The sequence below is a fragment of the Sorangium sp. So ce836 genome (assembly GCF_028553905.1).
Taxonomy (GTDB): domain Bacteria; phylum Myxococcota_A; class Polyangia; order Polyangiales; family Polyangiaceae; genus Sorangium; species Sorangium cellulosum_D.
Window position 1 is genome coordinate 9765922 of sequence record NZ_CP102233.1, and the last position, 22056, is coordinate 9787977.

17 protein-coding genes are annotated in these 22056 nt (G+C 74.4%); 7 read left to right on the forward strand and 10 right to left on the reverse strand.

The window, feature by feature from the left end; genetic code table 11:
- The first annotated feature begins 135 nt into the window (after positions 1-135).
- On the forward strand, positions 136-1002 hold the full coding sequence (locus NQZ70_RS35365) for a fibro-slime domain-containing protein (protein ID WP_237244323.1): 867 nt from the start codon (positions 136-138) through the stop codon (positions 1000-1002).
- A 143-nt stretch (positions 1003-1145) separates the two neighbouring features.
- Here NQZ70_RS35365 and NQZ70_RS35370 read toward each other — a convergent pair whose 3' ends face one another.
- From NQZ70_RS35370 to NQZ70_RS35380, 3 genes are all read right to left on the reverse strand, one after another.
- On the reverse strand, positions 1146-3431 hold the full coding sequence (locus NQZ70_RS35370) for a M20/M25/M40 family metallo-hydrolase (RefSeq protein WP_129578163.1): 2286 nt from the start codon (positions 3429-3431) through the stop codon (positions 1146-1148).
- Positions 3432-3513: 82 nt separating this feature from the next.
- Positions 3514-4218: a YafY family protein gene (locus NQZ70_RS35375; protein WP_129578164.1), complete on the reverse strand. Its 705-nt coding sequence runs from the start codon at positions 4216-4218 to the stop codon at positions 3514-3516.
- Positions 4219-4345: 127 nt separating this feature from the next.
- On the reverse strand, positions 4346-6631 hold the full coding sequence (locus tag NQZ70_RS35380; protein ID WP_129578165.1) for a hypothetical protein: 2286 nt from the start codon (positions 6629-6631) through the stop codon (positions 4346-4348).
- A 345-nt stretch (positions 6632-6976) separates the two neighbouring features.
- Here NQZ70_RS35380 and NQZ70_RS35385 point away from each other — a divergent pair, with 345 nt between their 5' ends.
- Entirely contained in the window at positions 6977-7264 is a 288-nt protein-coding gene (locus tag NQZ70_RS35385) for a hypothetical protein (protein ID WP_237244324.1), read from the forward strand.
- A gap of 37 nt (positions 7265-7301) precedes the next feature.
- Here the strand turns inward: NQZ70_RS35385 and NQZ70_RS35390 are convergent, their stop codons facing one another.
- Positions 7302-8375: an SMP-30/gluconolactonase/LRE family protein gene (locus NQZ70_RS35390; RefSeq protein WP_129578166.1), complete on the reverse strand. Its 1074-nt coding sequence runs from the start codon at positions 8373-8375 to the stop codon at positions 7302-7304.
- A gap of 294 nt (positions 8376-8669) precedes the next feature.
- A complete protein-coding gene (gene yedA, locus NQZ70_RS35395) occupies positions 8670-9878 on the reverse strand; it encodes a drug/metabolite exporter YedA (protein ID WP_237244325.1) in 1209 nt (402 codons plus the stop codon).
- Positions 9879-10033: 155 nt separating this feature from the next.
- On the opposite strand from yedA, the gene NQZ70_RS35400 reads away from it, so the two are divergent.
- The 5 genes from NQZ70_RS35400 (at position 10034) to NQZ70_RS35420 (ending at position 16855) form a co-directional block, all read left to right on the forward strand.
- Positions 10034-11488 (forward strand): PLP-dependent aminotransferase family protein, encoded by a 1455-nt coding sequence (locus NQZ70_RS35400; protein WP_129578167.1) that lies wholly within the window; start codon positions 10034-10036, stop codon positions 11486-11488.
- 150 nt (positions 11489-11638) lie between these two features.
- Positions 11639-13453, forward strand: coding sequence for a hypothetical protein (locus NQZ70_RS35405; RefSeq protein WP_129578168.1), 1815 nt, complete (start codon positions 11639-11641; stop codon positions 13451-13453).
- A gap of 101 nt (positions 13454-13554) precedes the next feature.
- Entirely contained in the window at positions 13555-14001 is a 447-nt protein-coding gene (locus NQZ70_RS35410; RefSeq protein ID WP_129578169.1) for an Rrf2 family transcriptional regulator, read from the forward strand.
- Positions 14002-14165: 164 nt separating this feature from the next.
- A complete protein-coding gene (gene trxA, locus NQZ70_RS35415) occupies positions 14166-14489 on the forward strand; it encodes a thioredoxin (RefSeq protein WP_129578170.1) in 324 nt (107 codons plus the stop codon).
- A gap of 395 nt (positions 14490-14884) precedes the next feature.
- Positions 14885-16855: a serine/threonine-protein kinase gene (locus NQZ70_RS35420; RefSeq protein ID WP_129578171.1), complete on the forward strand. Its 1971-nt coding sequence runs from the start codon at positions 14885-14887 to the stop codon at positions 16853-16855.
- Positions 16856-16863: 8 nt separating this feature from the next.
- Here the strand turns inward: NQZ70_RS35420 and NQZ70_RS35425 are convergent, their stop codons facing one another.
- The 5 genes from NQZ70_RS35425 to NQZ70_RS35445 form a co-directional block, all read right to left on the reverse strand.
- Entirely contained in the window at positions 16864-18324 is a 1461-nt protein-coding gene (locus NQZ70_RS35425) for a hypothetical protein (RefSeq protein WP_129578172.1), read from the reverse strand.
- Positions 18325-18337: 13 nt separating this feature from the next.
- Positions 18338-20083 carry a sulfate adenylyltransferase gene (gene sat, locus NQZ70_RS35430; protein ID WP_129578173.1) on the reverse strand — a complete coding sequence of 582 codons (1746 nt, stop codon included), beginning with the start codon at positions 20081-20083 and terminating at the stop codon, positions 18338-18340.
- A 124-nt stretch (positions 20084-20207) separates the two neighbouring features.
- Positions 20208-20768, reverse strand: coding sequence for a Mov34/MPN/PAD-1 family protein (locus NQZ70_RS35435; protein WP_129578174.1), 561 nt, complete (start codon positions 20766-20768; stop codon positions 20208-20210).
- On the reverse strand, positions 20762-21712 hold the full coding sequence (locus tag NQZ70_RS35440; RefSeq protein WP_129578175.1) for a PLP-dependent cysteine synthase family protein: 951 nt from the start codon (positions 21710-21712) through the stop codon (positions 20762-20764). Before NQZ70_RS35440 ends, NQZ70_RS35435 begins: the two co-directional genes overlap by 7 nt.
- On the reverse strand, positions 21709-22056 hold the full coding sequence (locus NQZ70_RS35445; protein WP_129578176.1) for a hypothetical protein: 348 nt from the start codon (positions 22054-22056) through the stop codon (positions 21709-21711). The genes NQZ70_RS35440 and NQZ70_RS35445 overlap by 4 nt, the downstream gene beginning before the upstream one ends.

Genomic DNA, 22056 nt, shown 5'->3' on the forward strand with positions numbered 1-22056 from the left:
ATCGTCGCAATTTTATGATTCGACCAGCGATGGCGGCGGGATAAGATCGCGTTCTCCCTTGCGCCCTCGGCCGGTGTTTGGTTTGGCTGCCCGGGCGCCTCGCGCGCGCAACTCACGCTCAGAAGGAGTCTTCGCATGCTTCAGCCGCTGCAATCGAATTGGTGTGCTCCGCTCGCAATGATGCTGGTCCTGGCCGGGGTCGCCTGTGGCGGCAGCGACGGCGAGTCGAGCGGCTCCGGGAACGGCGCCGGCTCCGGCGCCGGGGCTGGCGCGGGCGCGCCGACGGGCGGCGACGACATCGGCAGCGGCGTGACGGGGGGGCCGGGCGCGGGCTCGGGCGCGGGCAGCGGCAGCGGATGCGACACGACCCTCACGGGGATCGTGCGCGACTTCCGCGCCTACAACCGCGGCGAGGGGCACCCCGACTTCGAGACGTTCACGGGCCAGGGCCTGAAGGGCATCGTCGAGCGCGAGCTGGGCCCGGATCAGAAGCCCGTCTATGCGCACCGGGGCGGCACCGAGCACACGACCGGGCCGGCCGAGTTCGATCAGTGGTACCGCGACGTCGACGGCGTGAACATGCCGATCCAGTTCACCATCACGCCCACGGTCGACGGGAACGGCATTGCCACCTACGACAACCGGGCCTTCTTCCCCATCGACGGGAAGGGCTTCGGGAACGAGCGGAGGGAGCACAACTTCCACTTCACGTTCGAGCTCCACATGAAGTTCGTCTACAGAGGTGGCGAGGAGTTCTCGTTCTCCGGCGACGACGATCTCTGGGTGTTCATCAACAACCGGCTCGCCATCGATCTCGGCGGCCTCCACAGCCCGCAGTCCGACGAGCTCGACCTCGACGCGATGGCGAGCGAGCTCGGGATCACGCCCGGCCAGGAGTATCCGCTCGACTTCTTCCACGCCGAGCGGCACACGAACGAGTCGAACTTCAAGATCCAGTCGACGCTCGCGTTCACCAACTGCGAGCCCATCTTCGTCGACTGAGCGTGCGTTCCTCGGGAGGATTTGAGCTACAGAGGCACAGAGCCACAGAGATTATTTTTCTCCCTCTGTGCCCTCTATGCCCTCTGTGGTTCTTTCTTTCTCTCTCTCTCTCGTGAGCCCGGGGACGACGCCGCGGCGCGGGGCTAAAGCCAGGACGACCCGCTCACGAACGTCGAATCCGCGAGCCGGTACGGCACCCCCATGATCTCCTTCGGCCGCGACCCGGGCGCGAGCTCGCGCGGGAGCTCATAGGTCTGGTCCAGCAGCCGGATCTCGATCGGCCCCGCGTCCTCGACCTCCAGCGACCACTCGATGCCTTCCGGCGGCAAGCCCATGTAGGTGAACCCCCAACGCTGGTTCCGCCCCGCCCCGCGGGCCGACTCCTCCACGCGCCGCCCGTCCACCACCGCGCGGATCACCGCCGTGGGGGACGTCACCTCGGCGAGCAGCCAGGGAGCGCCCCGGGGCGACGCGACGCGCAGCCGGAGCGACCGCACGCCGCCGCCCGTCGCGTCGCCGAGCACCGTGAGCGAGGGCGGCGGCAGGGCGAGGGCCGGCGCCTCGCTCTGGCGGGCCACGCGCACGTACGGCACCGCGAACGAGGGCGCCTGCGCGCGCCCGGCCGGGAAGTACCCGGCGGTCCACGGGTCGAGGTCCCGGTCCGCCGAGAGCCAGTGGGCCCTCCCGCCGGGGGCGTCGAGCGCGTACGCGAGGCTCGCCGGCCGGGGCTCGGCCTCGGTGAAGCCGTGGGTCGCGCAGGCCGCGGCGAGCGCCGCGAGGCCCGGCAGGGCGAAGGCGAGCGCGAGCCGCCACGAGGCGCCGCCGCCGAGTAGCTCGGCGTGCGGCAGGAAGAGCCCGAACACGAGCGCGACGGCCAGGGCCGGCGCCGCCGCCAGCGGCAGCCCCAGCGCGACGAAGAGCAGGTACGGGCCGGGCACGGCCAGCGCGACCGCCGGCGCCGCGGTCGCGACGAGGAGCGCCGCGTCGCCGAGCGTGGGCGGGGCGTCGCCGCGCCGGATCGTCACGGCCACGACGCCGACGAGCGCGAACGCGAGCGGCCAGGCGAAGTAGAAGCTCGCGCCCGGCATGAAGAGGCTCGCCCCGACGAGGAGCGAGAGCCACACGAGCAGCGCGCCGAGGGCGAGCGCGCAGGCCCCGAGCCGCCGCCGGAAGAGCCGGTAGCCCGCCGCCGAGACCGCGAGCGCGGCGAGGGTGAGCGCGAGCCGGAACGCGGGCGCGTTGTACGGCTCGAACGGCATCGCCCGCAGCGCCGGGTGGACGCGCCGGAGGAGCCAGCCGAGCCCGCCCACCGCCCCGGCAGCGCCGAGGAGCAGCGCCAGAAAGGCGAGCGAGCCCGCGAACAGGCCGCCGAGCGAAGCGCGCCGCCGGCGCCGCGCGAGCGCCGCGGCGCCCGCGAACAGGCCGAAGACCAGCGCGGCGATCGGGATCGCCCAGCCGATCGGGTGGGCGACGACGTGGGCGTCCCAGGTGTTGAAGTACACCGCGTCCTCGCGATCGAGGCTCCGCAGGTCGAGCCCGCCGAAGCGGCGCGCGAGCGAGAGCGCGTAGTCGCCGGCGTGCTGCACGCTCCGGAGGTCGAGATTGTCCACGGTATCGGACGGCGTGTGGTAGTGCGCGGCGTCGTCGCTGAAGGCGAAGTTCAGCCCGGGGATGCCGGCCCGCTTGAAGACGCTGAAGTCGGTGCCGTGGCCGAGGCGCCGCGCGACCTCGGGGAAGAGCGACGACGCGATCGGCAGCGGCGCGGCGCGGGCGAGCTCGCGGACGGGGAGCGCGTCCCCGGGCCCGGTCTCGAACATCGCGACCACGCCGCCGGCGCCGCGGGCGTCGAAGTTGAGCGCGATCCCGATCTCGCCGCGCAGCGGGTGCTCGTCCATGAACGCCTTGCCGCCGAGGACGCCCCCCTCCTCCGCGTCCGTGAACAGGAGCAGCACGTCGTTGCGCAGCGGGGGGCCGCTCTTCAGCGCGCGCAGCGTCTCCAGCAGCGCCGCCACGCCGCTGCCGTCGTCGGCGGCCCCCGGGCTGCCGGGCACCGAGTCGTAGTGCGCGACGAGCGCGACCGCCCGGGTGCTGTCCGCGCCCGGCAGCCGCGCCACGACGTTCTCGACGCGCGCGGCGTCGTACGGCAGGCCCCACTGCCGGCTGAGCACCGAGGTGCGCTGGACCTCCGCCTGCACGCCGAGCGCCGCGAGCTGCGCGAGCAGGTAGTCGCGCGCCCGCCGGTGCCCCGCCGAGCCCGTGGGGCGCGGCTCAGCGGCGATCTCGAGGAGGTGCGCCTTGGCCCGCTCGGCCGAGAACACGTCGGGCGGGGCGCTCTGCGGGACGACGCTCGGAGGGCTCAGCTGCGCGATGCGGAGCGCGATCAGCGCGAGGAGCGCGAGGGCCACGGCGAGACGGGGCGACCACGCCATGCCGCGGTCGTATCACCGATCCGCGGCGGCGCGGAGCGCGCGGCCGGCCGCTCCCACGGCGCGAGGGGGCGCGCCTCGCCGGTCACGGACCGCCTCGATCGTTCCGCGCCTCGGCCCGCCGGAACCGGAAGAAGTCGTCGAGCGTCCGGCCCTCCACCTCCTCGAAGCGCTCGTCGAGCGCCTCGAGGCCGTGGATGCGATCGAGGCGGAAGCTGCGGAACTCGGCGCGCAGCTCGCACCAGGCGGCGAGCGACCAGCCGGTGCCCATGAAGAAGAGCCCCAGCGGGAGCGCCGTCCTCGTCGAGCGGGCGCCGTCTTCGCGCGCGTAGCCGAAGCGGACCTTGCGGCGCTCGCCGACCGCGGCGCGCAGCTCGGCGAGGTGCGCCGTGGCGCCCTCGGGGATGTGGAAGCTCGGCGCGAACAACGCGCTCGCCGCGACCCTGGGCCGGAGGCGCTCGGGCAGCGCCGCCTCGATCTTCTCGAGGGCGCGCCTCGCGGCGCGCACGAGCGCCGGATCGGACCAGCTCTCCACCATGCGCGCGCCGAGCACGAGCGCCTCGATCTCGTCGTCCTGGAACATGAGCGGCGGCAGATCGAAGCCGCGAGGCAGGGCGTACCCGACGCCGGCCTCGCCCTCGATCGGCACGCCCGACGCGATGAGATCGCGGACGTCGCGGTAGATGGTCCGCTCCGAGACCTCGAGCTCCTCGGAGAGGCGCGCGGCCGTCGTGATGCGGCGGCGGCGCAGCAGCTGGACGATCTGGAACAGTCGGTCGGCTCTCCGCATGGTGGCGCGCCCCCTCGCCGGCGCGGACGCGAGGCGCGTGGAGGGAGCCTAGCCCGGGGCTCCTGACAGCGAGCTGTCAGGAGCGTCGATCCGATCCGCGCCGGCCCGCCGGCGCCCGGGCTCCGCCTCAGCCGAGCGGCGCCGTGGGCCTCGGGCCGCCCTGGGGCCTGCCGCCCCCGGGCCGGTCGATGTCCTCGTCCTCGGGCCGGCGCGACAGGCGCGCGGCCGCGCGCTGGTAGAGCTCCGTGAGCGGCGCGCGATGCGCGGCGAGGAGGACCGTCGCCCCGGCCAGCCACAGCAGCGCGAGCGGCACGAGCGCCGAGGACGTCGTGTAGACGAGCACGGGGCGGAAGGCGCGCTCGCGCGTGACGAGCTCGCGGCTCGCCTGCACGGACCGCTCGTAGTCCGGGAGCGACAGCGCCACCGGCGTCACCCCCTCCAGCACGGCGCCGCCGGGCGCGAGCGAGCCGCCGCCCTTGGACGGTTCGTCGCCCTTGACGGCGCGCGGGGCCGCGGCCGGCGCCATGGCCGATTCGTACGAGTTCCACCGCTCCGACCGGTAACGCCCCGCCGAGACCGCGAAGAGCCCGACCAGGAGCGCGAGGCCGCCCGCGCCGAGCAGCACCACCATCGCGACCGCGCGGCTCGTGCCCCGGAAGAGCCGCCCGACGAGCCACGCCGCCCCGGCCGTCGCGATCCCGACCAGGATCGCCACGAACGTGGCGGGCGCCACGAACCACAGGCCCGCCATGATCAGCCCGCCCAGCGCCCGCAGCGCGCGCAGGCGCGCGCGGCTCGGCGCCCCGCCGGGGCGGACGGCGATCCACGCGGCCACGAAGCCGATCGCCACGGCGACGGCGTCGCCCGCGTCCGCGAACCACACCGGCCGGTCGCCGCCGAGCAGCGCGAGCGGCACCACGCGCTCGGGCAGCCCGACCGTGAGCGCCACCTCGCTCGCGGTGAGCGAGTAGCCCGGCATCGGCAGCTCCAGGGACCCGCCGAGCGGGCGCACCGCGGCCTGCCCCAGCGACTGCACCTGGATCCTGTGGCTCCCCGTCTGCAGGGGCACGAGGACCTCCTCCGCGGCGGCGCCCTGGTGCATGATCCGCTGCGCCTTGCCGTCGGTGGCGAGGAAGATCGGCCGCCCGCCGGGCGCGTAGGGCAGGTAATCGATCCCGTTGTTCTCGTAGGTCAACGCGTCGTCGGCCACGAGGTCGCCGCGCTCGGTCAGGATCAGGGTGCGGCGGTGCTCGCGCACCACCGCGGCGAGCACCTCGACGCCCGCGAGCGGCTCGACCGCGACCTCGACGCGCTGCCCGCGCTGGACCAGCAGCAGGCGCGACGTCGCCTGGGTCCGCGGGATCGGCGACTCGGCGGCGTCGACCTGGCGAGCGTCGCCCTTCACGGTGAGCCGGTGCTCCGCGTCCGACTCGAACAGCCACCACTCGTAGGCCGAGCGCGGGTCGGGCGAGAAGACGCCGACCTTCGGGAGCGTGCCCGAGATCGCCACCTCGGCGGTGCGGCCCGAGGTGGGCAGCACGAGCTCCTCGCCCTCGACCCGGAAGCCGCTCGCGCCGGAGACGTCGAGCACCTTCTCCCCGAACGCGAGCGGCAGGCGCACCACGCCGAGATCGGTGCCCGACCGCAGCACGAGCCGGTACTCGAAGCCGATCTCCCGCCCGACGCGCACCGCGCGCGAGAGCTGGAAGACCGTGGGGCCCGCGCTCTGCGCCGCCGCGCCCCCGTCGCGGCTGAAGTGGAGCGTCGCCCCCGAGAGGCCCGAGAGCTGCGCGCCCTCCGCGACCGAGCCGCCGGTGACGTCGGCCTCGAACGAGTTGAGCGGGCCGGCCACGAGCAGCGTGAGATCGCCGTCGAGCGACAGCGTGCCCCGGAGCACGAAGCGGCGCGCGGCGGTCCAGAGGTAGTAATGGTCGTTCTCGAAGCTGATCGGCGCGGCCTCGCGGCGCGACGCGGGCCGTCCGTCGTCGAGGATGGCCTCGATGCGGACGTGCGCCGGCGGCCCGAAGAGCGGCACCGCCACCGGGCCATCCGCGAGCACGCCGCCCGAGAGCTCGAACTGGAGCGGCCCCTCGCCCACCGCGCCGGTGATGCGCAGCCGGTCGAGCGCGTAACAGCGCTCCTCGCAGTGCCCCGGGCCGCGGCGCTGATCGACCCAGCGCGAGAGCATCTCCAGCTGACCTGCCCATGAGTCCGGCGGCGGCGACGACGCGTGCGCCGGCGCCGCGGCGGCCTTCGCCGCGGGCGCCGCGGGCGCCGCGCCCGCAGCAGGCGCCGCCGTCGCCTCTGCCGGCGCCTGCGCCAGCGAGAGCGAGGGGACGGCGAGCAGCAACAGCACCACGAGGAACCAGAAGAGCCTTGGAGGCGCGGCCTTGTTCCAGCGCGCTAGCGACATAGGGAGACTCCCTTCGTTGACCTGCCGAGCGAACGCGATGGCCGCCGCAGCGTCCTCATCAAACAGCGTAGCGAAAAACGACTGCAACAAAATCGACATGAGGGCTTGACAGTTAACGCGTCGCGTCGCAGTGTCGTTGCGTCGCGTTTGTGCCTCCGACGAGGCCACAGCGTGGGTCTGTCGGCTGGCATGGCCGCGCGGCGAGGCCCCTCGTTCCAGTGCACATCGCATCTTGCGTCCTCGCGAGAGCGGGCGATGTGCGAGGACGGTCGGCCTGTGCTCGATGGATCGTTTCTGTACGCCCGCGTCCGTCGCGGGGGGAACAACCGAGGTGGGAGGCAGATCATGAGTGAGACGCAGAGCATCACGGAGCCGAAGGTCGAGAACAGCGTGAACGGGAGCGCCGCGCCCGCGCATCAGGCCGACGCGAGCGCCGCGGCGCCGGCGACCAAGCCGCCTTTCATCGAGACGCTGCGCGAGCGGGGCACGTCCTGGGCAGGGGTGGCGATCGGGTATGGGCGGCTCGCGCTCGAGCACGCCGCGCGCGCCCTGGACCGGACGGCGGGGAAGCTCGGCGAGCTTCAAGAGAAGCTCAAGAAGGGTGACGTGGCCGCGGCCGAGGGCGCCCGCTGAACCACCGCCGAGCCAGCGCGCCGCCGAGGAGCGTTCATCAGGGCGCTTCCGGCGGCGCGGGGACCGGCGCGCCGCCGATGCCGACCGCGACGGCGTAGATCGAGCCGGACGCGCCCCCGACATAAAGGGTCCTCGCGTTGAAGCCGGGGCCCGATCCGAACTGCGCATTGGCGACCCCGGTCGGAAAGCTCGCCAGGAGCTCCGGCTCTCCCACGGCCGCCCCGCCCGCGTCGAGCCGCACGCGGTAGAGCTCTCTGTCCTTGTTATCGATCGTGTAGAGGTGACCGCACGTGTCGAGGGCGAGCCCGTCGAGCGTGGCCGACGCGATCGTGGCCACGAGCGAGGGCCGCGCGCCGGGGTCGGCGAGGTCGATCCTGCGGATCTCGCCGGCGGCGGCGTTGGTGTAGAACACGGCCTTTCGCGCCGGATCGAAGGCGATTCCGTTCGGCTGGCTCACCTCGGGGGCGCCGCTCGCGATCTCGTCGACCGTGGCGTCCGGGTTGAGGCGGAGCACGCGGCCGGCCGCGTGGTCGGTCGCCCAGACGTTGCCGTCGGCGTCCGCAGCGAGGCCGTTCGGCTCCTGGAGGCCCTCCACGTACTCGATGACGATGCCGGCCGCCGAGATCTGGACGACGTCGCCCTGGCCGGGCCGCGCGGCCACGAGGGTCCCGTCGGGCCGGTAGCGCAGCCCGAGCACGTTGCCCGGCAGGGACGCGAAGTTCGAGGTATGGCCCGAGGCCTCGTAGCGAACGATGTTCGGCCCCTGCTTGGCGACGAGGTAGCCCTGGCCATCGAACGCGAAGTCCTCGCTGCCGCTGAACACGTCCGTGACCAGCGTCGGCTCGAACGGCCCCGGCGCGACCGCCGCACACTCCCCCGTCGGCCCCGCGCCCACGCCCGCGCCCCCATCGCTGGCGCCTTCGCCGCCGCCCCCGCCTTCGCCGCCTCCGCCGCCTCCGCCGCCCCCGCTGCCCGAGCTCGCGCTGCTCGACGCCGTGCCCGCCCCGCTGCCCGACGTCGCGCTGGCCGCCCCGCCGATGTCGCCGCCGCACGCCGGCGGCGCACCGGAAAGGAGCAGCGCCCATCCGAGCAGCCGGTAACCTCGCTTCATCTACCTCTCCTCCTCGCGCCGCACACTACACGTCGCCTCCCGCATTGCCTACGGTCGACGGCGCTCGCGCCGCGCGGCGCCCGCCAGCAGCCCCCCGATCGCCGCAGCTCACGGCACGCTGCCCGGTCGAGGAGGCACTTCCGCCCCCGCGCTGCCCCAAAGGAAGACAGAGCGGGGGGCACCCGCACAGGAGACGGGCCCAGATCGGCGTTTTCGGCGCGCAGGCGTACTCACGTACGCCGAGCACCGAAAACGTCGAGGTGGGCCCGTCTCCGCAGCGGGTGCCCCCCCGCTCTAGTGACGGAAGCGAGTGACGATGATAACGCCCGCGCCGATGATGGCGGCCGCCGCCCACGTCGTCGCGGAGGCGCGCTCGCCGCCGAGCAGGATGCCGAGCGCGATGGCGACGATCGGGTTCACGTAGGCGTAGCTCGTCGCGATCGCCGGGCGCGTCCTCCGGAGCAGGAACGCGTACGCGCTGAGGGCCACGATCGACCCGAACACCGCCAGGTAGCCGAGGGCGAGGAGCGACCGCGCCGACGGCGGCGCCGCGAGGCGCTCGCCCGCGAGCGCGCTGATCCCGAGCATCACCGCGCCGCCCGCCAGCATCTCCGCCGCGACCGCCATGGGCCCGGCCGGCAGCGGCAGCGTGCGGCTGTACAGCGAGCCGAGCGCCCACGCCACGGGGGCCAGCACGATGAGCAGCGCCCCGGCGTGCGCGGCGTGGAGGTCGCCGCCGAGGTGGAGCAGCGCCGCGCCCGCGAACCCGACGAGGAGCCCGAGCCACTCGCCCCGGGAGACCTCCGGGGCCCCGGCCGACGCGCCCTCGCCGCGCCCGACCCGCACGGTGGTGAACAGCGCCAGCCAGAGCGGCATCGTGGACACCACGACCGCGGCGACGCCGGAGCTCACCCATTGCTGCGAGACGACGACCAGCCCGTTGCCGAAGACGAGCAGCAGCACCCCGACCCGCGCCGCCGCGCCCCACTCCCGCAGGGTCGGGCGCGGGACCCCGCGCAGCCGGAGCACGCCGTAGAGCAGCGCGCCCGCCGTCACGAAGCGCACCCCGGCCAGCAGGAACGGCGGCAGCGTCTCGAGCGCGATCGAGACCGCCAGGTACGTCGAGCCCCAGATCAGGTACAGCGCGGCGAGCGAGAGGAGCACGAGCCAGCTCCCCCGCGCCGCACCGAGCGCCCCGCGCGCGCGCTCGAGCGCCGCGCGCGCCGTCCGCCTCGCCTCGCCCGCGGCCACCGCGATCTGCGCCGGCTCGAGCGCCTCCACCACGAGGAGCCCGCGCCCCTCGCCGCCATAGCTGGCCCCCGCCTCCAGCACCACGTCGTCCGGCTCACCCTCGCGGGTGACCCAGACCGAGCCGGCGGTGCAGCTCAGGAGCAGCGGACCGCCCCGCAGGCGGTGCGTCCACAACCCCCCCTTCCCGAGCTCGATCCGCGACGACTCTCGGAGGCGCGACCGCGCCTCCGGAACAAGTGAGGTCAATTTCATGCCGCAGAGCTTGGGCTCGAGCGAGCGACCGGCACAGAGGCAGTCCGCCCGGCATTGAAGCCGGTACAGTTCGCCGAACGGGCAACTGTGCTGGTCCTCACGCCGGCCGGCTGTACCGGTACCGCAGCGCCCGCCCGGTTGTACACTCGTCCGTCGTGCAGGCGCAGGCGCCCATCGAAGCCGAGGACGAGGCCCACCTCTACGATCGCGTCGCCGCCCACATCGCCGATCTGATCGCGCGCGGCACGCTGCGGCCCGGCGACCGGATCCCGTCGGTGCGGCGGCTCAGCCGGCAGCAGGGGGTCAGCGTCGCGACCGTGCTGCAGGCGTACCTGCAGCTCGAGAACCGCGGGCTCATCGAGGCGCGCCCGCAGTCGGGGCACTACGTCCGCGCCCGCCGGGTCTCGGCGCTCCCCGAGCCGCGGGCCGCGCGCGCCTGCACCACCGCCACGCGCGTCAGCGTGAAGAGCCTCGTCTCCAAGGTCTACCGGGCATCCCGGGACCCGCACATCGTCCCGTTCGGCGCGGCGTGCCCGAGCCCCGATCTCCTGCCGACCGACAAGCTGAACCGGATCCTCGGCGCGATCGCGCGGAGCGCGGGCGGCGCCGGCGTCTCGTACGACCCGCCGCCCGGCCTGCCGGCGCTGCGGCGGCAGATCGCCCGGCGCTCGGTCGAGTGGGGCGTCGCGCTCTCGGCCGACGACATCGTGACCACGGTCGGCGCCATGGAGGGGCTCCACCTCTGCCTGCGCGCGGTCGCCCGCCGCGGCGACACGGTCGCGCTGGAGTCGCCGGCGTACTACGGGCTCCTCCAGCTCATCGAGAGCCTCGGCATCAAGGCGCTCGAGGTCCCGTCGCACCCCCGCACGGGCATGGACCTCGACGTCCTCGAGGAGATGCTGGGCCGCCACCGCATCAAGGCGTGCCTCGCGATCCCGAACTTCAACAACCCGCTCGGCAGCGCCATGCCCGACGAGGCGAAGGAGCGGCTCGTCGCGATGCTCGCGCGCCGCGAGGTGCCGCTCATCGAGGACGACATCTACGGCGACCTGCATTTCGGCGACGTGCGCCCCCGCCCGGCCAAGGCGTTCGATCGCAAGGGGCTCGTGATGCTCTGCTCGTCGTTCTCGAAGACGATGGCGCCGGGCTACCGGGTCGGCTGGACGGCCCCCGGCCGCTTCCTCGACGAGGTCGAGCAGCTCAAGTTCGGGCAGAGCGTGGCGTGCGCGACCTTGCCGCAGATGGCGATCGCCGAGTTCCTCGAGATCGGCGGGTACGAGCACCACCTGCGCACGCTCCGGCGCCGGCTCGCCGCCCAGGTCGCGCGCATGAGCGAGGCGATCGCCGAGCATTTCCCCCCCGGCACCCGCGTCTCGCGCCCCGCCGGCGGCTTCGTGCTCTGGGTCGAGCTGCCGCCCGGCGCGAGCGCGCTCGACGTGCACGAGCGCGCGCTCGAGCACGGCATCAGCGTCGCGCCGGGGCCGATCTTCTCGGCCAAGCACCGGTTCTCGAACTACATCCGGGTGAACTGCGGCTACCCGTTCACCGACCTCATCGAGCACGCGGTCCGGACGCTCGGGCGGCTCTGCGCGGAGGCGGCGGAGGGGTGATCCGCGGCGGCGTCCGGCGCGCGGGCCTGCTCGCCGCGGCGGGGGCGGCGCGGCGCGGCCGACGGCGTTGACGGGCGCGCTCTGGCTGCCGTACCCGCCCTGAAGTAGAACCTCGTCGCTCGCCACGAGCGCCCCGACGAGCCCACGACCTTGCGTCCCAGACACCCCGCGCCCCGTCCTTCGCCCGCGCCCCCGCCGCCGCCTGCGCGCCGTGCCTCCGGGCCCGCGCGCGCGGCCGGGCCCGCGCACGCGGCCCGCGCCTCGACCCCGCGCGCGGCGCGCCCCGCGCGCGCCCGTGCGGCCTGGACGCTCGCCGCCCTGCTCTCGGCCGCGCCCGCCTGCCGCGCCGGCGCGGCCGCCTCGCCGGGCGCGCCGGCGCCCGAGACGCTGCGCCCGCTCCCGGATCGCATCGACGGCAGCACCCTGCTCGGCAGGGACGCGCAGCGCGCCGCGCAGGCCGGCGCGGGCCCGCTCCGGGTGATCGGCGCGGACATGGTGTCCGACGGCGATCGGCTCGGCGCCTTCGTCGAGGTGCCCGCCGGCGACTGCATGCTCGCGATGGCCCGCGTCTCGCCGACGATCGGCGACGTCGACCTGTTCGCCTTCGAGGACGACGGCAGCGCCTTCTCCACGGACGAGGCGGCCGACGCGCGCGCCTCCATCCTCGTCTGCCCCCCGCACCCGCGGCGGCTCTACGTCATGGCGCGCGTCATGTCGGGCGCCGGGGCGGTCAGCGTCGGCGTGCAGGGCGTGCCGGTCCAGGCGGCCGACGCGGTCGCCCGCGCCGTGGGCGCGCGCGGCCGGGCCGGCGACGAGAGCGGGCGGCTCGAGTCGTGGCCCGGCCTCGAGGCGAAGGTCCGCGCGCACCGCGGCGCCGTCGGCGCGCGCTGGGAGGACGTGCGGCGCGTCGCGCTGCCCGTCGGCTCGAGGACCGCGAGCCGCATCGGGGCCACCCTCGACGGCGGCCGCTGCGTCGACGTGCTCGTCTCGCCGAGCGACGAGGTCGCCTCGCTCGAGGTCGTCGCCGAGGACGAGACCGGCAGGATCGTCGCGCGCGCCCGCGAGCGGGGCCAGGATCGCGTGCTGCTCCTCTGCTCGACGGTCTCGATCGAGCTCTCGATCGCGGTCCGCTCGCGCGGCACCCAGGGCCTCGTGGCCGTGGTCATCGGCCGCTCCCAGCCGGGCGCCGAGGCGGAGATCTCCGGGGCCACGCCGATCGAGCGGGTGACCGAGGGCCGCGATCTCGCCGAGGTGCGGGCGGACCACGGCCGCGCGCTCGCCGGCCGGGGCTACGGCGCGCCGCGCGTGTCGACCGGGGCCGCGCGGCTCGGCAGCCGGACGACGCTCCCGATCGAGCTGCCGGCCGGCTGCGCCCGGATCGACGTGCTGGCCGGCAGGCCGCTCGCCGACGTGCTCGCCGAGCTGTGGAGCGACGCGCACGCCCTGCTCGGCCGCGCCCGGGGCGGCGCGCGGGCGACGCTCTTCGCCTGCGGGAGCGGCGGCCCCGCCCGGATCGACGTCGAGTCGATGGCGCAGCCTGGCCCGTTCGCCGTGGAGGTCCGCAAGGAGCCCACGGCCCCGCCGGCGCTCGTCGCGCACCCGCTCGCCGCCGCGAGGCTGCTCGGGCGCATGAGCGCCGCCGGCCTCACCGACGCCGCGGCGGCCGCCGGGGCGCAGGCGGTGGCGCTCGACGCCTCGCGCCTCAAGATCCTCCCGCTCCAGATCCCGGCGAACACGTGCGCCGAGGTGATCGCGGCGCTCGACGCCGGGGGCGCCGGCGTGGATCTGCGCCTCGTCGACACCTCGACCGGGGAGAGCTCGCTCGCCCGCGCGCGCCACGTCGTGTCCGACAGCCGCTGCGCCGGCGCGTCGCCCGTCCCCGCGTCGATCGAGCTCAGGCTCGCCGACGGCAAGGGGGAGGCGCTCGTGCTGACCCGCACCTCGGCCCGATCGCCGTCGCCCTGACGGCGTCGCGGGGCGCCGCTCCCCCGCGTCGCGGGCGTCGCTCCCCCGAGGCTTGACAGCGGAGACGTCGGAACCCTCAGATACCTCCGAGAGGCCCTTCGATGTCCTCGGGTCGCTTCGCCATCGCCACGCACGCGCTCGCGCTGCTCGCGCAGACCGAGGAGAGCTGCGCGAGCGACGCGCTCTCCGCGAGCATCAACACGAACCCGGCGTTCCTGCGGCGCATCCTCGTGCGGCTGTCGCAGGCCGGGCTCATCGAGGCGCGGGAAGGCCGCGCCGGCGGCTACCGCCTGGCGCGGCCGGCGAAGAAGATCCGGCTGAGCGAGGTGTACGCCGCCGTGGAGCCGGAGGGCGCCATCGCGCCGAGCCCGTGCGAGCCGAACGCGAGGTGCCCGATCGGCGCGGGCATCCAGCGCGCGTTCGACGAGGTCGCCGAGGCGGCCAACGAAGGGCTGCTGCGCGGCCTCTCGCAGAAGACCGTCGCCGACATCGCGCTGCGGGCGCAGCACCTCGGCCGCCCGGCGCCGGCGCCGATCAAGGCCGGCTGATCGCGCCGGCCCCCGCCCCGCGCGGCGCCTCCCCTCCCCTGGCGGAAACTGAAACCGTGTTTATAACAGTTCATGCGAGCGTGGCCGTCGAGACCGGGCCGGCGTCGAGCCGGCGATCGCGGCCAGGGCCGCTCGCCTCCGAGTTGAGCTGAAAGGACAGCGCCATGGGCAGCAGCAACGTCATCGAAGTCAACGACCTGAATTTCGCTCAAGAGGTCCTGGAGACCGATACACCGGTGCTCGTGGACTTCTCCGCGTCCTGGTGCGGCCCCTGCAAGCGGCTCGCGCCGATCGTCGATGAGATCGCGGCGGAGACGGCGGGTCAGGTGAAGGTGGTCAAGCTCGACATCGACGCGTCGCCCGCGGCCACGAAGCGCTTCGGGATCCGCGGCGTCCCGACCGTGGTCGCCTTCCAGAACGGCGAGCCCCTGGGGCGGCACGTCGGCCTCGCGAACAAGAAGACGCTGCTCGCGCTCGTCGGGCGCTGAGGCCATCCGCCGGCCGAGCGCGCCGCGCCTCCGCCGGCGCCGCACCGCAGATCACCGCCGATCGTCCGCGTCGTGATGCTCCCCACACACGGCGCGGAGGCCGCGCGGCGCCGTGCGCGGGCGCCCGACATCGACCTTCATTTCACGCGGGCTGCGCGCTTTCACCCGATCTGCGCGCGTGGTGCGCGGCGCAGCACGGCTCGTCCGTTGTCTTCCACGGACGCAGCACCCCGTTGACATCACCACCCGATACGAGATCCTTTCGCCAAGGAAGCCCAGCATTCCGCGGCGGTGCTCGCGGCCGTCCGTCGAGGCCGTCCGGGGGTCACCACGCGGGGCCCTGCCGGTGTGGGGTGTTGCTGGCACGGCGCGACTGGCCTGGCTTCCCGAAGGCCATGGCTCTGTTCGACGACGATTTCGAGACGCTCGAGCAGCTCCCCGAGATGCGAAAATCTCGCGGAAAGGGCGGGGATTCGCACGGCCAGACCCCGACGCCGGTCAACCCCGGCCGCGCCCGGGCGGAGCTCGCGGACCTCACGAGCGACGGCCCGCGCTACGAGGTGCGCTCGCTGCTCGGCGTCGGAGGGATGGGGGAGGTCCACTTCTGCAGGGACCGCCGCATCGGCCGCGACGTGGCCATGAAGGTCATCCGCGCGGAGCACCAGGGCGACACGACGCTCCGCCACCGGTTCCTGCGCGAGGCCCGGGTGCAGGGCCAGCTCGAGCACCCCTCGATCGTGCCGGTCTACGACCTCGGCGTGGACGCCAAGGGCTCGGCGTACTTCACGATGAAGCGCCTCCGGGGCCTCACGCTGGCGAGGATCCTGAACGAGCTCCGCGAGGGCGACGCGACGGCGCTGCAGAGCTTCTCGCGCCGCAAGCTGCTGACCGCGTTCTCGTCCATCTGCATCGCCGTGGACTTCGCGCACTCGCGCGGCGTGCTCCACCGCGACCTCAAGCCCGCCAACATCATGCTCGGCGACTTCGGCGAGGTGTACCTGCTCGACTGGGGCGTCGCGAAGCTCATCGACACGCCGTACCAGACCATCGACATGGGGGAGGACCCCATGAGCACGAGGACCATCCCGGGCGACGTGCTCGGGACCCTCGGGTACATGTCGCCGGAGCAGGCGCAGGGGTGCGTCGACACGCTCGACGCGCGCAGCGACGTGTACTCGCTCGGGGCCATCCTCTTCGAGCTCCTCACGCTCAAGCCGCTGCACCCGAAGAAGGATCGCAACGAGATGCTCGACTCGCTCCTGCACGGCGCGGACGCGCGCGCGTCGGTGCGCGCGCCCGAGCGGGAGGTGCCGCCGGAGCTCGACGCCATCTGCGTGCGGGCGACCCGGCGCGAGCCGTCCGAGCGCTACCCGACCGCGCGCGCGCTCTACGAGGCGGTCGAGCGCTTCCTCGACGGCGACAAGGACGTGGAGCTCCGCCGCGACCTCGCGGCGCGGCACGCGGGCCTGGCCGAGGAGAAGGTGGAGAGGGCGCTCGCCGGCGGCAAGGAGGCCGAGAGCGCCCGCAAGACGCTGCTCAGCGAGGTCGGCCAGGCGCTCGCGCTCGATCCGTCGAACGAGCGCGCCCTGGAGACGCTCCGGCGCATCCTGACCGAGCCGCCGCGCGAGATGCCGCAGGAGGTGCTCGCCGAGCTCGACGCGGCCGCGGCGGCGCGGCACCGGCTGCAGCTGCACGCGGGCATCCGCGCCGAGCTGCTCGCGACGGCGATCGCGACGCTCGTGGCCGCGGTGTGGCTGGGCATCCGCGAGTGGCAGGTCTTCGGCTTCATCCTGGGCTTCACGGCCCTGGCGGCGCTGATGAAGTTCATCGCGGCGCGCCTCGTGCACCGCCGGTCCGCGGAGTGGTACGCCTACGCCGGGTTCGTCTTCAACGTGCTCAGCTTCCTGTGCATCGGGCGCGGCTTCGGCCCGCTGCTCTTCATGCCGATGCTCCTCGTGATCTTCACGTACGGCAACTCGTTCACGTACCGGACGGCCTACCGCGTGGCCGTCGTCGTGACCGGCTGCGTCGCGGTGCTGGCCGCCGCGTGGATCGAGTACTCGGGCATCCTGCCGCGCTCGTACGAGTTCACGGACGGCGCGATGGTCATCCTGCCCCAGGCCGTCGAGCACTCGAAGGTCCCGACGATCACGGCGCTGACGCTGACCACCCTGTTCATGCTGGTCGTGCCGGCGTTCATGATGGGGCAGCACCAGCACGCGCTCCGGGACGCGGAGCGGCGCGCGTTCCTGCAGGCGTGGCAGCTCCGCCAGCTCCTGCCGGAGCGGGCCCAGCCGGGCGCCGTGGCCAGCCCCGCATCGGCGCACACCACGCAGCGCCGGAGGCGCCCGCGCCCGGCCGAGTGACCGCCGCGTCAGTCCATGGGCCAGACCGCGAGGACCCAGACGGGCGAGCCGCCGCGCGCGGACACGCGGAGGGCGGCGCTCTCCTCGATCTCGGAGCAGAAGGCCACGCCGGCGCCCTCGCCGCCCTCGCCGGCGTCGTCGCGCGCGGCGCGGTCGCCCAGCTCGACGGAGATCCGGAGCGCGCGCATCTCGCCCCGCGCCAGCGCCGCCGCCGCGAAGTAGCAGCGGCCCGGCTCGACCTCCACGGGGACGAGCGTGTCGCCCTGCGCGCCGACGGCCTCGGCGATGGCCTGCGCGCGCGGCGCGGGCGCGTGGCGGCGCTTCAGCGCGGCGGCCAGGTTGCCCCGGGCGCGCGCGCCGAAGTACCCCGGCACGTGCGGCGGCATCGGCCACTGCGCGTCGGACAGCACGACCTTGACCGGGCCCGCGGCGCCGAGGAACGGCACCTCGACGACCCCGGACCCCCCGAGGCAGAAGTCGAGCCGCGCGTCGGGCGCGTCGGACCGGTCGCGATCGAGCAGCCGCCCCGTGCCCGCCTCGCGCGCCTCGGCGTCCAGATCGGTCGCGCGGCGCACGGTGGCGCTCGGGACCTCGGCCATCAGGTCGAGCCGGTGACAGCCCTCGGCGAGCTTGACCGAGAACTGCCCCGTCCCGACCGTCGAGGCGCGCATGTCGAGCGGCGCGACGCGCGGCGCCCCGTCGGCGCGGGCCCGGCGCGCGGCGCGCGCGACGCGGGCGTCGAGCGGCCCCGGCTCGGCCGGCCGCCCCGGGTCGCCGCGCGGCGCGACGGGCCCTGACACGCGCTCCGGCAGGATCGACTCGAGCCGCTCCGGCGGCCCGCTCGACGCCGCGACCACGACCTCGAAGGCGCCCCGCGGCGACAGCACCTCGAGCGCCACGCGGCGCAGCGTCTCGCGCGCGTCCCCGCACCGGACGATCGCCGCGGCCCCGGCGACGCTGTGGATGCGGCGCTCGTCCTCGGGATCTTGGCCGCGCAGGCGGTGCACGAGCCCCTCGAGGGCCGACAGCTCGCCCGAGGACGACTCCGGCTCGAGCGTGAAGTCCACGATGCGCGGCGCGAGGAACGCGACGGCGAGGCACTCCTCCGCCTTCGGCGCGACCGCGCCGCTCGCGCCGGTCGCGCGGCCCGCGCTGGCCGCGCCGCTCGCGCCGCTCGCGCTGACCGCGCCAGGCGCGCCGGCCACGCCGGCCACGCCGGCCGGCGGCGGGTCGATCGCCACCACCCGGAGGCGGCCGTGCTCGACGAAGATGGGGGGGAGCCGCGCGACGCGCGCGCCCGAGAGCGACCACATCCGCGCGACGCGCGCGGCGTCGTCGCCGAGGTCCGCGCGCGCCGGCGCCCCCACGGTGAGGCCGGCGAGCGCGGTCAGGGCCGCGAGGGCCGCGCCGCGCGCGGCGCCGGCGGCAGCGCGGCGGCCCCGCTCGACGAGGCCGCGCGCCGCCGCCATCAGGCCGGGAGGGCTACGACGATTTGCGCATCGCCTCGATGAGGATGCGCGCGACCTCCGGACGGGAGAACTCCGGCGGCGGCAGCTCGCCGCGCTGGAGCAGCTCGCGCACCTTCGTGCCCGACAGGTTGACCTGCGTCGACGCGTCGCCCGGCGCCGTCTTCGCGGTGGCCATCGCTCCGACCACCGTCGAGTAGAACGCGTTCTCGAAGTTGAGCGTCGTGATGCCGAGCTCTCCGGGGCTGAAGGCATTGAAGATCTCCTGCGCGTCGTACGTGCCGTAATAGCTTCCGACGCCGGCGTGGTCGCGCCCCACGATGAAGTGCGAGCAGCCGTAGTTCTTGCGCGCGAGCGCGTGGAAGATCGCCTCGCGCGGGCCCGCGTAGCGCATCGCCGCCGGGTAGATCGAGAGCAGCACGCGATCCTTCACATAGTACTTCGCGATGAGCTCCTCGTAGCAGCGCATCCGCACGTCCGCCGGGATGTCGTCCGACTTCGTCGCGCCGACGAGCGGGTGGATCATCAGCCCGTCGCAGATCTCCAGCGCCGTCTTGGTGATGAACTCGTGCGCCCGGTGGATCGGGTTGCGCGTCTGGAAGCCGACGATGCGGCGCCACCCCTTCTCGGCGAAATACGCCCGCGTCACCGCCGGGCCCCGGTCGTACGCCGGGAACGGCGACTCGACCGGCCGCTCCAGCACGCGGATCTCGCCGCCGACGTACACGGGGCCCGTGCCCATCAGGTAGGCGACGCCCGGGTGCTTCGTCTCGGTCGTCCGGAACACCTCCTGCGCCTCGAGCTCCTTGTTCGGCCGCCACTTGTCGCTCAGCTCGATGACCGCCACGATGCGGCCGTCGCGCGCGCGGAGCGCGGCCTCGGACCCGACGCGGAGCCCCTCGGCCGCCTGCTCCGAGACGGCGAGCGTGATCGGCATCGACCACGGCAGGCCGTTCTCGAGCCGCATCTCGCGCACCACGCGCAGGTAGTCCTTCGAGTTCATGAAGCCGCGGAGCGGCGAGAACGCGCCGATCGCGATCATCTCGACGTCGCTCTCGGTCCGCTCGTCGAGCGCGATGACCGGCAGCCCCTTCGCCCGCTCGGCGAGCGACGCCTTCTCCGCGCCCTCGGCCCACCGGTTCACGAGCTCGCCGCCGTGCGGCGCGATGAGCCCGCGGGCGCCGGCCGCCGCCGCCCCCGCGGCTGCAGCGCCGGACACCGCGACCGCGGCGCCGCGGCGCGGGACGTACCCGAGCTCCTCGAGCTTGGCGAGGATCTTGGCGAGGCCCTCCTCCTTGGTCTCCTTGTCGGTGTAGACGACCACCTCGGGGTTCTCGGGCGCCTCGTACGGGTCGTCGATGCCCGTGAAGTTCTTGATCTCGCCCGCGAGCGCCTTCTTGTAGAGCCCCTTCGCGTCGCGCTCGGCCAGCACCGGGATCGGACAGGAGCAGTACACCTCGACGAAGCGCGGGTTCTGCGCCCGCTGCTCGTCACGGATCGCCTTGTACGGGCTGATGGCCGCCGTCATCGCGCACGCGCCCGACCGGGCGATGAGCTTCGCCACGTATCCGATCCGCCGGATGTTCGTATCGCGGTCCTCCTTCGAGAACCCGAGGCCCTTCGAGAGGTTCGTGCGCACCTCGTCGCCGTCGAGCACCTCGACGTGGACGGAGCGGGCGCGGAGCTCGGCCGACAGCATCGCCGCGAGCGTGCTCTTGCCCGCGCCGCTCAACCCGGTGAACCAGACAACAAAACCTGACATTTAGGCAACTCCTTCGATGATCGAGTGACAACTGCGGAATCGGCCTCTCTGGGCCTGGGGAGCGGAACCCTGCAAGCGGGTGCGGGCAGCGCGAGGACGGCGGACGCGCCCCGGCGCGATGAGCTCAATCGATGACGGAGAACGTCGACGCGACGAACGCGGCGCCGTCCCAGACGAAGAGGCGGTGCTCGGCGATGCGGGGCTCGCCCCCGTCGCCGGAGCCGCCGCGCACGCTCGTGACGAGGAACGCGAGCGGGAACGCCGGCCCGGGCCCCATCACGATCGCTCCGCCCTCCTCGGCCGGCGGCTCGCCGCCGCTCATCATGGCGGCGTCGGTCGGGCTGAAGTAGGCGCCGGCGTCGAGGTGCGAGTGATAGAGCACCTTCACGGGGCGACCCTCCGCGGCCCCCCTCTCGACGGCGTCCGAGAAGCGCTTGCCGTTGAAGTCGAAGAACGTCCGCGCCGTCCGGAAGTACCGCTCCGGATCGACGGCGTGGAGCTTGTTCGCGATGTTCTCCATCCGGACGTGCTCGTCGCAGAGCAGCGCGTCGCCCGCGGGCCCCTTCAGGTACCCACAGGCCTCCTCGTCGCGCGCGTACCCGGCGAGCGCTTCGGCCTCGACCGCCTTGAGGACGGCCGCCGTGAGGACGACCCCGCCGGCGGTCCACGGGTGAGACATCACCATACGTAACGCTTCTCCCATTTCATGGGCGCAAAGTAGCGGTCGCCCCGGTCCGGGACAATCGCCACCACGCACCCTCCCTGCTGTTCGCGGTGCAGGCGCTTCGCCACCTCGAAGGCCGCGAAGACGGCCGCGCCGCCCGAGTGTCCGACGTGCAGCGCCTCCTCGCGCGCGAGGCGATCGGACATGTCCCAGCCCTCCTCCGTCGTGATCCGCATCGTCTCGTGGTACGCGCCCGCGTCGTGGATGGCGGGCACGAGCGAGCTCGGGAGGTGCTTGAGCCCCTCGAGCCCGTGGAGCGCGTCCGCGGGCTCCACCGCGATGCAGCGGATCGGCCGGTGGTGCTCCCGGAGCCGCCGGCTCGTCCCGACGATGGTGCCGCTCGTGCCGACCCCGGCCACGAAGTGCGTGATCCGGTCGCCGACCGCCTCGAGGATCTCCCGCGCGGTGCCGTGGTAGTGGGCGAGCGGGTTGTCCTCGTTCGAGTACTGGTCCGGGTAGAAGTACCTCTCCGGATCCGCCTCGACCAGGGCGCGCACGTGGCGGATCGCGCCGTCGGAGCCCTCCATCGGGTCGCTGAAGATGAGCTCCGTGCCGAACGCGCGCGCGATGTCCTTGCGCGCCTTGGACACGTTCGACGGCATGACGAGCGCCACCTTGAAGCCCATCGCCGCGCCGAAGAGCGAGTAGGCGACGCCGGTGTTGCCGCTGGTCGAGTCGATGAGCGTCTTCTGGCTGGTGAGGCGGCCGTCGGCGGCGGCGCGGCTCATCATCCGCAGCGCGGCGCGGTCCTTCACCGAGCCGCCCGGGTTCGTGAACTCGAGCTTCGCATACACCTCGACCGAGGGCGCGTCGCGGCCGATGCGCGACAGGCGCACGAGCGGCGTGTCGCCCACGGCGTCGACGACCGACGCGATCCGGCGGGAGCGGGCGAGGGAGAGCCTCATGACGGCTTGCCCTCCGCCGCGCCGCCCTGCCCCGCCCCGGCGCCGCCCCGGCCGAGCGCGGCCCGCATCTCGGCGAGGGCCGCCCGCGCCCCGGCGAGCACCGCCCGCGCGGCGGGCGACGCGACGAGGTCCGCGGGCGCGAGCGCGTCGACGTCGAGCGCGCCCTCCGCGAGCGCGCCGAAGCCGGCCCCGCGCGCGTAGCGCTCCGCCACCTCGCGCGCGAGCGGCGGCGCGCCGTCGCCGCGCCCGCCGAGCACGCGCGCCGTCGCCGCCCCGAGCCTCGCCTGTCCCTCTGGACCGATCTCCGCGAGCAGCACCTGGCGGAGATAGCGCGGGTCGTCCAC